This window comes from Mycobacterium heckeshornense (genome assembly GCF_016592155.1).
GTDB classification, from domain to species: domain Bacteria; phylum Actinomycetota; class Actinomycetes; order Mycobacteriales; family Mycobacteriaceae; genus Mycobacterium; species Mycobacterium heckeshornense.
Genome location: NZ_AP024237.1, coordinates 3,238,933 through 3,248,553, shown reverse-complemented (window position 1 = coordinate 3,248,553; position 9,621 = coordinate 3,238,933). Strand labels below are relative to the sequence as shown.

Genomic DNA, 9,621 nt, shown 5'->3' with positions numbered 1-9,621 from the left:
GGGTCATGAGGCTTTTACCGATAATGATCGGCACGATCACTGCGATGCTGTTGGCCACCTCGGCGCACGCCGACCCGGCAGGCGATGACGCGAACTTCCTGCGGTCGCTCGACCGGTTGGGCATCACGTATCAAAGCCCAGATAGTGTGATCGCAAGCGGCAGAGCGGTATGCCAACTGTTGGATGAAGGCAAAACTCAAAAGGACATCGTCCAACAGCTAAGGCAAGCCAATCCGGGGTTCACATTGAACAGCGCGAAAAACTTCACGGTCGTCGCAGCCACCGCATATTGCCCGCAATACCTGTGATGCGGCGGTAATCAGGCGCCGCCGGGGTCGCTGTCGGCACGTTTGCGGTGACGACTCGGGTTACCGCCGGCCCGGGATGGCTTGCAGATCATCGCGGATGCCCTGCAGGTCACCTTGGATGCGTTGCAGGTCTGTGAGGGCATCCTGGAATGCCTGCTGCGCCTGGTCCGGGCTTGCGGGTTGGTACTGAGGGCAGTACGCCACGATAGCTCCGGCGGCGACATTGGTGCTTTGATCGGCGTCCCATACCGAGGTTCGCTGCACGAAGGCGACGGCTTCTGCCAAGCTCGGTTGGCGCGCCAGGAAGTCGCAGACCGCGTGCCCATGGCTTATCACGTATTCGCGGCTGGGCACTGGCACGCCCTCGTGGCTCAGCGCGTCGATGAACGCCTTGTCGACGATGTCGAGTTGTGGGACCGCTGGTTTCGGCGCGATCGGGTGAGGTTGTGCACCCGGCGGCGGGGCTACCGGTGGCTGTGTGGGCTGCGCAGCCGGGTGTTGATGGTGAGCCGCGAACATCACCACGAGCGCGGTGGCCGCGGTCACCAGGGATAGCGGCAACAGCATCAGGGGGACGGCGCGGCGCAGCGCGCGCTTGCTTCGCCGAGGCATAATGCGGCCGGTTTCGTCGCACGTCGCTGTGGTCTCAGACGTCGCCACGCGGTGGCCGAGGCGCTCGTCAAGAAGTTCGTCGAGCTGGCGACTCGACAGCTCGCCGCCGTGCTCGCGCATCGAACGGCGCAGGGCGACGAGCCGACGCAACTCGGCGTCGATCGTGTCCCGATCGCGCATGCCTTGAGCGTAGGCCCGCATGACCCATTGCGGGTCAACTCTCGGCTACGGGTCAGGTTAGGCGGGCGCCTCGTGCGGCCCTGAACATCGTCGCCGTACCGCACACAAACACTGGTGCGCGGTACTGGGATTGAACCAGTCCAATCGGTTTGCTGACTTTTGCTTATTGACCAGCGCCGACGTTGAATTGCCTGCGCTGACAAGGGACAGTACAACAGGAAGCATGCGGCGGCAAGCGGAAGCAAGTGTGCTATGGTCAGGTCATGTTCAGGTCATGACCTGAGAAGCCAAGAGGACTGGGAATCAGACAATGACACGGGGAGCGGGTCGCAGGAACCGCACTTCCGGCACGTTTGGGTCGGTCGATAAGCTCGCCACCGGCTACCGCGCCCGCTACTACGGGCCGGACGGCCGCCGCCACAAAGCGCCCACCCTGTTTCTCACCAAGGCCGAGGCCCGCGCCTGGCTGGCGCTCAAGCAGGCCGAGATCGTGCGTAACGCATGGACACCACCGGAGGCCGAGCGACCGGCCGAGCCGAAGCTGACGTTCGCCGAGTACGCCGAAACCTGGCTGTCCCAGCGCGACCTGAAGGAGCGCACCCGCGAGCACTACCGCAAGCTGCTCGACCACCACCTGCTGCCCGCATTCGGTGGCATGCCGCTGGCATCCATCACGGCCGAGGACGTGCGCGGCTGGCACGCGGCGATGGCTCACCGCAAAACCCCTACCCTGCGCGCGCACTGCTACGGGCTGCTTCGGACGATTCTGGGCACCGCGACCAGCGACGGCAAGATCGCTCTCAATCCGTGTGTGGTCCGTGGCGCGGGCACCGCCAAACGGGTCCACCGCATCCGGCCCGCCACGCTGGACGAGCTGGAGATCATCACCAATGCGATGCCCGACGAGTACAAGCTGCTCGTGTTGCTCGGCGCGTGGTGCGCACTGAGGTTCGGGGAACTCGCCGAGCTGCGCCGGATGGACATCGACCTGTCCGATGAAGTGATCCGTGTGCGTCGCGCCGTGGTGCGTGTCCACGGCGGCCAATTCCAGGTCACCACACCGAAATCCGACGCCAGTATTCGCGATGTCGCGATACCGCCGCACCTGCTGCCGGCCATAGAGGAACATCTCGCCAGACACGTTGGCGGCATGCGTGATTCGCTGTTGTTCCCGGCCAAGAGTGGACGCCACCTAGCACCCGCCAGCTTGAACCGGCACTTCTACAAAGCGCGTGACGCTGCCAACCGCCCCGATCTTCGCTTTCACGATCTGCGGCATTCCGGCGCGGTGTTGGCGGCGGCCACCGGGGCCTCGCTCGCCGAGTTGATGGCCCGGCTGGGTCACTCAACGCCGACGGCCGCTTTGAAATACCAGCACGCCGCGCAAGGCCGGGACCGTGAAATCGCCGCGCTGCTAAGCAAAATCGCCGAGAACAGGTAGAGCAACCAACGGCGCGACACGCCGAAGTTTGGCCTCATCCGGCGACTAGCGGCACCACGCGCTAGCATGCAATCGCTAGCCGTCAGTAGCGGTGCAGGCCACTCGCGAAACCCGGCGAACGACGGAAGGCACAGGCGGCCTTCGGCTCCCAGGCGGAGAACGTCGAGCAATCCCCGAAACATCTGCGCGCGGAGTCGGCGCGGACAGCGGTTTGCGCTCAACATTCCCGCATTCAAGCCTGGGAGCTTTCAAATGCCTGAACGCACAAGCGACTTCAGTAAATCTCCGTCACGTCTGCGGCGCTGGGCCAGCCCGCGCGAAGCCGCGGATTACCTCGGTGTTTCCACGCGGACCATTCGTCAAATGGGTGCCGACGGTCGAATCCGATTGTACCGCAACGGAAAACGACTGGTGCGCATCGACCTCGATGAGCTGGACGCCAGCATGCAGCCGGGCGGTGCCCGGTGAACGAGCCGCCGAAAGAAGTCGGGGCCGGCCCCGCAGGACCGGACCCCGACCACCAGAGAAGATGCGGCTACCCGACCGCCCTAAGTCATCCTAGCTCAGTCGGGCGCTGGTTGCGGTCACGCCGCGCCGCATCGTATCGCCTGCCAGCACTGCCGTGCGGGTACCGCGACCCTTGGCGGTATCCGGCCCCCGGCGCGGCGGGCTACACCGAAGCCGCACATCATCTCCTCGACCGCGGCTTAACCCCCGCACCTGACCTGGATGGCCTACGCGCGATGTGGGCCGCGGGCGGTCACCACCGCGCCGCCGCCGAACTCATCGCGCAGCGCTGGGAACTGATGCCATGAGCACTGCTGCTATTTATCGCACTAGTGCGATAAAACGATCCCGGCGCACCAGGCGTCAGGTTGAGGAGCTGGAGAACGCGATCCACGCGGTCGCCGCCGCCGAAAAACCCGTCACTATCCGCGGATTGTTCTACCGGGTCGTGTCGAAGGGCTTGGTCTCCAAGACCGAGCAAGGCTACCGGCAAGTGCAAAACCGCGTGCTGCTGATGCGCCGGCGCGGTGATCTGCCTTACGGGTGGGTCGCCGATGGCACCCGCTGGCAGGTCAAACCGAAAACCTATTCCAGCATCGAGCAAGCGCTGCAGAACACCGCGACCTGCTACCGGCGCGCCCTGTGGGACCGACAGAACGTGCACGTCGAAGTCTGGGCGGAGAAAGACGCCATCCGATCAGTGATCCACCCGGTCACCGATGAGTTTGATGTGCCGTTGATGGTGGCCCGTGGTTTCGCCTCCGAAACCTTCCTGTGGGAGACCGCGCAGGAGATCATCGCCGATGACAAGCCCGCGGTGATCTACCAACTTGGTGACCACGATCCCTCCGGATTGGCCGCGTGGAAGCACATCCAGCGCCGGCTAACCGAGTTCGCGCCCCGCGCCGAGTTCCACTTCGAGCGGCTCGCGGTCACACCCGCGCAGATAACCGAACACCGCCTACCGACGCGGCCGACCAAGACAACCGATAGCCGGGCCGCCGACTTCGACGGTGATTCCGTCGAAGTCGACGCGCTGCCGTCCCCGATCCTGCGTGATCTGGTGCGGGAGGCGATCGAGTTCTGGATCGACGATGAGGCGCTGCGGCTGACCGAGATCGCCGAAAGGTGTGAACGCGAGGTTCTGTACAGCATCGCCAGCTGGTCGCGGTCCGGCAGCTGGTCGTGGCTTGACCGGGAGCCGGAATCGTGAGCGTCGACCGTTCCGATGAGCTGCGCGAGCGCCGCGCCGCCGAGGCGGCCGGGGCGCGCATCGCACAAAAGGTTTCTTTGTGAATGACTACCACCGACACCACACGCGCCGAGCGTGCGCTGTTCCCGCCGCCCACTGCGCCGCTGGATGTGGCCCGCGAACTTTACAGCCGATACCGAACCGGCGATAACGGCCTGCGGGTTCTGCTGGCGTGGCGCGGCGGATGGATGCGATGGCGTAAAACCCATTGGGCCGAGCTGGACATCGCGGAGCTTCGCAGCGAAATCTACGACACCCTCGGCGATGTCGACTACAACCACCCGATCCGGGAAAAGGGTGTGATCGTTGACCATGAGGTCCGGCCCTGGAGCCCCGACAAACGCAAGATCGCCAACGTCGTGGAGGCGCTGGAAGCCATCGGCCACCTGTCAGCCGACATCGACCCGCCATCGTGGATCGACCTACATAGCGCGGCGGAAACCGGCGTGGAGCAAATCATCTCATGCGAGAACGGTCTACTGGACCTATCAACGCGGACGATTCACAACCACACCCCCGCGTTTTTCAATCTCGTCTCGGTGCCGTTTGCCTACGATCCGAACGCGCCAAAACCTGCCGCGTGGTTTGAGTTCCTGGACTCACTGTGGCCGCATGACCCGGACTCGATTGCACTGCTGCAGGAATACATCGGCTACGTGCTGTCCGGGCGCACCGATATGCAGAAACTGCTGCTGCTGATCGGCCCGACGCGCTCCGGTAAAGGCACGATCGCGCGAATGCTCACCCAGTTGGTCGGCCGCGGTCATGTAGCCGGCCCCACCCTGGCAAGCCTGGCAACAAACTTCGGTTTAGCCCCGCTGCTGGGCAAACCGCTGGCGGTCATCTCCGACGCCCGGCTGGGCGGCAAGACCCAAACCGAAACCCTCGTTGAACGATTGCTGTCGATCACGGGTGAAGACGTTTTGACCGTTGACCGAAAATTCCGTGAATGCTGGACCGGAAAGCTGCCCACCCGGTTTGTGATCCTGTCCAACGAGCTGCCCCGGTTCCGTGACAGCTCGGGCGCCATCGCTAACCGAATGTTGGTCCTTCAAACAACGGAAAGTTTCCTCGGCCGCGAGGATCGCGCACTGGACGCGAAGCTGAGCCGCGAACTCCCGGGCATTCTCAACTGGGCGTTGGAGGGCTTGGACCGGCTCAACCGCAATGGCCGCTTCACCGTCCCGGCGTCCTCGGAGGAATCGGCGCTGCTGGTGATGGACCTGGCCAGTCCGGTGTCGGCGTTCGTTCGGGAGCGCTGCGTTCGTGATCCACACGCCGAAGTCTCCCGCGACGATCTCTACAGGGCCTGGAAAACCTGGGCCGAAGACAACGGGCACCGGCCCGGCTCGAAGTCCACCTTCGGGCGAGACCTTCGCGCCGCCGTGCCGTCAGCAAAGACCTCGCGACCGAGAATCAACGGCGTACAAGTCCACCACTACTGCGGGATCGGTTTATGTACGACCAGCAATGCCAAACTGCCTAACTCACCTGACTCACGGCACGAACATACAGGTCACAGGGGTGAAACTGAGTCAGGTGATCCTGACTCAGCGGATAGCTCACATCGGGGCCGTTATCGGAGCCGCGATTCCGAGTCGGCTTTGAGTCAAGATGCCCTGACTCAGGGAAACGGCGTAAAACCCCAGCTCAACGGCACTGAGCTAGGCGCTGAGTCACGTGAGTCAGGCAAAAGTGCATTTAAGGCACAACACAGCCAGAACTCGTACGCGCCCACCGGCCGGCCTGGTGATGTCACCAGCGCGACCCCCGGCTTCACCGATCGTGTCCAGCAAATCGCCGAGCGCCTTAACGGCGACACCGGAAAGAGGACTACAACGCCAACGCCCAAGCCGACACGCCTCTGCCCGTGCGGTCGGCCCGCACCCATCAACCCTGAGACCGGGCTCTGCTACTGGTGCGAACGCAAGGCCGCCGCGTGGCGGCAAGCCGCAGCGGGCGGTCTCGGGAAACCTCGGCGGGCGCAATGACACTCGACGAGACCGACGTACGTGCCGCGTATTTCTGCGTGGCCGAGGTAGTCCGTCGCCGCCGTTTATCTGGCCAGCCGATCCCGAGCTGGTTGCGCGGGCACTTCGACCGTCTTGACCGCGCCGTTCGCGCCGCAGCCGCGTCCACTTCGGGACATGAATCCGGTTGCGCCGAGCAAGAATTGCAGCAGCAGTGGCTGACAGCCACACAGGCCGCGCAAGCGCTCGGCATGTCCGCTCGGCATGTGCGGCGTCTGGCCGCCGACCTCGACGGCCAGCTCGTCGGCGGCCGCTGGCTGTTCCCGGCGGCTGCGGTCAGTGAATACGCAGCGGAAAGGCGGCGGCGTTGAGCGGCAACGAATCCGAGTCTGAGCTGTGGCGAGCGGCGCTGGAGGAGCACTTGGCGGGTCTTTCCGCCGCCGACTTCGCCGCGCTTGTGGCGCGGACCCGCCCGCCCGGCGACTTCGCTGACCTGCCGCCCGGCGATGTCACGGCCCGTCACCGCCGCATCACGGAATCCTTGACGGCCAAAGCGGCGCAGCTTCGCAGCCTGCCACGCGACGCCGACGGCCCGCTAGCCCAGGGGAGGTCCAGGTGACGAAATCGTCCCCGACACAAGACATTGCGGCACAACTGGCAAAGGCCGAAGCCGAAGCCGCCAGGCTGCGCGAACACGCGGCGGCGATAGCCGAAGCCGAGCAGACCGCGCGCGACGCCACCGAATTGCGTTACTACCGGGGCTTTTACGGCACCCAGCTCGACGGCTACCGCGAGCGCCGCGACGCGGCGATGGCGAAGCTCGATGAGCTGGCCGCCGCCGACCGGCTCGACCTGGCCGAAGCGGTCGCCGCGTTCGGCGAGCTGCAGCGACTCGACGCCCGGGCCGGTGCCGCCGCCGCCCACGCAGGCCGGCTCGACCACATCGACCCGCTGCCGGACCGGCACAACGGCGCGCCACGCACCCGGCCGCCGCGCGTGCAGCGACTCTACGCCGGACTGACATTCACCGCATGGCTCGACGGCGTGATCGCCGGACGCGCACAGGCCGCCCACGACCGGCATTTGGCCGAGCTACAGGCCCAGGCAACCCGAGTGATCGACGAGGCAGCCGCGACGGCCCGCGAGCAAGCGGCGAACGGCGAGCCGGCCGCGACCGACACTCCGGCAAGCATCCGCGAGTTGGCCGAGCAGGCAGGCACCCCGGCCATCGACGAGCAGGCCGTCGCAGTCGCAGGCTTGCGCCGAGCCGAACTCAACGCCGAGCAGGCCAAGCTCGATCAGCTTGTGGCACAAGGCAACTGAGCACGAAGGGAACCGCATGCCGACACTCAGCTACGGCAACCAGGCACCGATCACACTCACGGCCGCCGAGGCAACAACAGTCCTCGACGCGATGCGCGCCGCAACCGCCGACGGCGGCAACCAAGGCAGCGTCGTGACGGTCGCCGGCCTGACACTTCTGATCGGCCCCTCGACGCCAGTCGCCGTCACCACGACATGACCGGAGCGGAGCCGCCGCGCTTCCCGAGTTGCTGGGCGCGGCACGCGCCGAGCGGTCTGGCAGTCGGGTCCGGACCGCTCGGCGCACCCACCCAGGGGGTAACCCCCCGGCCGCGCCGCACAGACCGAAGCGCCTTAGCAGCTCAGCTTGTGCGTGCGGCCCGGCGAAACGCCGTTTTTGCCAGCTTGTCGCGGCAGCGCCGGGTTCCCCGGCTCATAGACCCTGACCAGGGAGGACGATGAGCATGCAGGCACCAAGACCACCGCGCGGGTTAGCTGCCGCGGGCCGCAAACTGTGGCGCGAAGTCGTTGCCGAAGCCACCGCCGAGGGCCTGGTTCTGACCGCGGTCGAGCGGTACTGGCTGGAGACGGCGGCCAAGCTGGTCGATCAGGCCGCAACCCTTGAGGCCGAGCTGGTCGGCGCACCGAAGATGGTGCGCGGGTCACAGGGCCAGGAGGTCATCAACCCGCTCATCTCCGAGCTACGCCAACTACGGCAGGCGGCGGACCGATCACTCGCCAGGTTGCGAATCGAGCCAGATGAATCGTCGAACGCCATCCGCGTGATCGGCACCAGCAGCACTCAGGCGCGTCGCGCGGCTCACACGCGCTGGCGCGGCGCGGGCGCATGAGGCGGGTCGGCAGCACGTCCGGCCTACGGCAAGTGCTGATCGCGGGGCATGAACCTTCGTGGCAGCGCTGGCGTATCCCCGGCCGGGCCTGCGACTTCGAACTCGACCTGAAAGCCGGCCGTCCGGTCGTGGTTTCCTCGGCGCAACTGCTGGCCGCGCTGATGCGCGCCGGCCTGCCTCACCGCGAGTTCGCGTTGGGCGGCCAGCATCACGGCGGCGCGTTCGTCCTGGACGAGCATGACCGGCTGGTCGAATAGTCGCAGTCGATTCGGCCACTACCGCCGACCGATAGCTCGCTGCGGGAAGCTGAGCGTACGCAAGTTTGCGTTGTCCCAGGTTGCTGGCATCGACAACTTGGGTGACCTGCACAAGCCCTGAATCGACAGTGGCCGAGACGTTTGCTGGTAGGTGTACCAATCTGGAACCTGATCTTGGACCGGCCGACCAGGACGCCATCGCCGAGGTGGTGTGCTCGCTGCGGGAAGCCGGACTGAGCGTCCGGGCCATCGCCGCAGCAACAGGAGCCGACAGAAACACCGTCATGTCCGATCTCAGGCGGCAGGTGTCTGAATTTCAGACACCTGATCTTGAACCGGCCGACCGGGACGCCATCGCCGGACAGGTGCAGCGTGAGATATCAGGTGATCAATTTCGATCACCTGATCTTGAACCGGCCGACCGGGACGCCATCGCCGGACAGCCGGTCGCGGCCGAACCGGCACCAACCACAACGCTGGCCGTTGTAGTTGCCGGTTCGGCCGCTCCGGTGACCGAGACCCTTTTCGTTGGCGTCTCGGCGCGCCGGCACTGGCATGTGCGGTCATCATGACCGCGCGTGAGCTACCCGGCCGTCGTCGGTGGCCGGGTAGGCAGTCTTGGTGGGTGGCCGGCCGACTTGCGCGAACGGCGCGCGCGCCGCGCGGTCGCGCGCGGCGCTGACGACTTTCTGCCAGCGGCTCCAGTCGGCGCGCGCAGCGAAGGGCTGTAGGGCTGGCGTGTCGGGCAGGCTGGTGTGCCGCCGTAGCGGCCAGCGCCGGCGTATCACCCCGGCCAGCACCGAGCAGCCGGGTCGGTGACGCACGATGGCGATAGTCGAGTTGCCGTCACTGACCGGATCCGCCGAGGCGGCGCAGCGGGCGCAAGCGAAGAACTCCACCATCGCCACTAGTGTGCAGCACGCCAGCGGCGCGCCGAGTCT

General features: G+C 65.9%; 14 protein-coding genes. 12 read left to right on the top strand and 2 right to left on the bottom strand.

All coding sequences use genetic code 11. The annotated features are described in order from the left end of the window. Positions 1 to 23 precede the first annotated feature (23 nt). Positions 24 to 308, top strand: a complete 285-nt coding sequence (locus MHEC_RS15560) for a DUF732 domain-containing protein (RefSeq protein ID WP_235434797.1) — start codon at positions 24 to 26, stop codon at positions 306 to 308. A gap of 60 nt (positions 309 to 368) precedes the next feature. Here MHEC_RS15560 and MHEC_RS15555 read toward each other — a convergent pair whose 3' ends face one another. After that, positions 369 to 1,100, bottom strand: a complete 732-nt coding sequence (locus tag MHEC_RS15555; protein WP_048891626.1) for a DUF732 domain-containing protein — start codon at positions 1,098 to 1,100, stop codon at positions 369 to 371. 310 nt (positions 1,101 to 1,410) lie between these two features. Between MHEC_RS15555 and MHEC_RS15550 the strand changes: the two genes are divergently transcribed. From MHEC_RS15550 to MHEC_RS15500, 11 genes are all read left to right on the top strand, one after another. Continuing rightward, on the top strand, positions 1,411 to 2,541 hold the full coding sequence (locus MHEC_RS15550; protein ID WP_048891531.1) for a tyrosine-type recombinase/integrase: 1,131 nt from the start codon (positions 1,411 to 1,413) through the stop codon (positions 2,539 to 2,541). 252 nt (positions 2,542 to 2,793) lie between these two features. Beyond that, positions 2,794 to 3,009, top strand: a complete 216-nt coding sequence (locus tag MHEC_RS15545; protein WP_048891530.1) for an excisionase family DNA-binding protein — start codon at positions 2,794 to 2,796, stop codon at positions 3,007 to 3,009. 343 nt (positions 3,010 to 3,352) lie between these two features. Beyond that, positions 3,353 to 4,261, top strand: coding sequence for a hypothetical protein (locus MHEC_RS15540; RefSeq protein ID WP_071700078.1), 909 nt, complete (start codon positions 3,353 to 3,355; stop codon positions 4,259 to 4,261). An 83-nt stretch (positions 4,262 to 4,344) separates the two neighbouring features. Beyond that, positions 4,345 to 6,291: a DNA primase family protein gene (locus MHEC_RS15535; RefSeq protein ID WP_071700079.1), complete on the top strand. Its 1,947-nt coding sequence runs from the start codon at positions 4,345 to 4,347 to the stop codon at positions 6,289 to 6,291. Continuing rightward, the gene (locus tag MHEC_RS15530) at positions 6,288 to 6,641 is read left to right on the top strand and encodes a helix-turn-helix domain-containing protein (protein WP_099869305.1); all 354 of its coding nucleotides are present in this window, start codon (positions 6,288 to 6,290) and stop codon (positions 6,639 to 6,641) included. The genes MHEC_RS15535 and MHEC_RS15530 overlap by 4 nt, the downstream gene beginning before the upstream one ends. Further along, positions 6,638 to 6,889, top strand: coding sequence for a hypothetical protein (locus MHEC_RS15525; protein ID WP_099869303.1), 252 nt, complete (start codon positions 6,638 to 6,640; stop codon positions 6,887 to 6,889). Before MHEC_RS15530 ends, MHEC_RS15525 begins: the two co-directional genes overlap by 4 nt. After that, entirely contained in the window at positions 6,886 to 7,593 is a 708-nt protein-coding gene (locus MHEC_RS15520) for a hypothetical protein (RefSeq protein WP_201399601.1), read from the top strand. The genes MHEC_RS15525 and MHEC_RS15520 overlap by 4 nt, the downstream gene beginning before the upstream one ends. A gap of 16 nt (positions 7,594 to 7,609) precedes the next feature. Then, complete coding sequence (locus MHEC_RS15515; protein WP_048893906.1) at positions 7,610 to 7,792, top strand: hypothetical protein; 183 nt, start codon at positions 7,610 to 7,612, stop codon at positions 7,790 to 7,792. Between the two features lie 238 nt (positions 7,793 to 8,030). Beyond that, positions 8,031 to 8,423 carry a P27 family phage terminase small subunit gene (locus MHEC_RS15510; protein ID WP_201399599.1) on the top strand — a complete coding sequence of 131 codons (393 nt, stop codon included), beginning with the start codon at positions 8,031 to 8,033 and terminating at the stop codon, positions 8,421 to 8,423. Then, on the top strand, positions 8,420 to 8,680 hold the full coding sequence (locus MHEC_RS15505; RefSeq protein WP_048893888.1) for a hypothetical protein: 261 nt from the start codon (positions 8,420 to 8,422) through the stop codon (positions 8,678 to 8,680). The genes MHEC_RS15510 and MHEC_RS15505 overlap by 4 nt, the downstream gene beginning before the upstream one ends. 128 nt (positions 8,681 to 8,808) lie before the next feature. After that, positions 8,809 to 9,252: a helix-turn-helix domain-containing protein gene (locus MHEC_RS15500; RefSeq protein WP_201399597.1), complete on the top strand. Its 444-nt coding sequence runs from the start codon at positions 8,809 to 8,811 to the stop codon at positions 9,250 to 9,252. Here the strand turns inward: MHEC_RS15500 and MHEC_RS15495 are convergent. Continuing rightward, positions 9,247 to 9,582 (bottom strand): hypothetical protein, encoded by a 336-nt coding sequence (locus MHEC_RS15495; protein ID WP_152967089.1) that lies wholly within the window; start codon positions 9,580 to 9,582, stop codon positions 9,247 to 9,249. The two genes, MHEC_RS15500 and MHEC_RS15495, sit on opposite strands and share 6 nt — an antisense overlap. Positions 9,583 to 9,621 lie beyond the last annotated feature (39 nt).

Coding starts and splice junctions, on each gene's coding strand:
- MHEC_RS15560 (WP_235434797.1), top strand. CDS start 24: ATGATCGGCACGATCACTGCGATGCTGTTGGCCACCTCGGCGCACGCC.
- MHEC_RS15530 (WP_099869305.1), top strand. CDS start 6,288: ATGACACTCGACGAGACCGACGTACGTGCCGCGTATTTCTGCGTGGCC.
- MHEC_RS15495 (WP_152967089.1), bottom strand. CDS start 9,582: ATGGTGGAGTTCTTCGCTTGCGCCCGCTGCGCCGCCTCGGCGGATCCG.
- MHEC_RS15545 (WP_048891530.1), top strand. CDS start 2,794: ATGCCTGAACGCACAAGCGACTTCAGTAAATCTCCGTCACGTCTGCGG.
- MHEC_RS15540 (WP_071700078.1), top strand. CDS start 3,353: ATGAGCACTGCTGCTATTTATCGCACTAGTGCGATAAAACGATCCCGG.
- MHEC_RS15505 (WP_048893888.1), top strand. CDS start 8,420: ATGAGGCGGGTCGGCAGCACGTCCGGCCTACGGCAAGTGCTGATCGCG.
- MHEC_RS15550 (WP_048891531.1), top strand. CDS start 1,411: ATGACACGGGGAGCGGGTCGCAGGAACCGCACTTCCGGCACGTTTGGG.
- MHEC_RS15510 (WP_201399599.1), top strand. CDS start 8,031: ATGAGCATGCAGGCACCAAGACCACCGCGCGGGTTAGCTGCCGCGGGC.
- MHEC_RS15515 (WP_048893906.1), top strand. CDS start 7,610: ATGCCGACACTCAGCTACGGCAACCAGGCACCGATCACACTCACGGCC.
- MHEC_RS15555 (WP_048891626.1), bottom strand. CDS start 1,100: ATGCGCGATCGGGACACGATCGACGCCGAGTTGCGTCGGCTCGTCGCC.
- MHEC_RS15535 (WP_071700079.1), top strand. CDS start 4,345: ATGACTACCACCGACACCACACGCGCCGAGCGTGCGCTGTTCCCGCCG.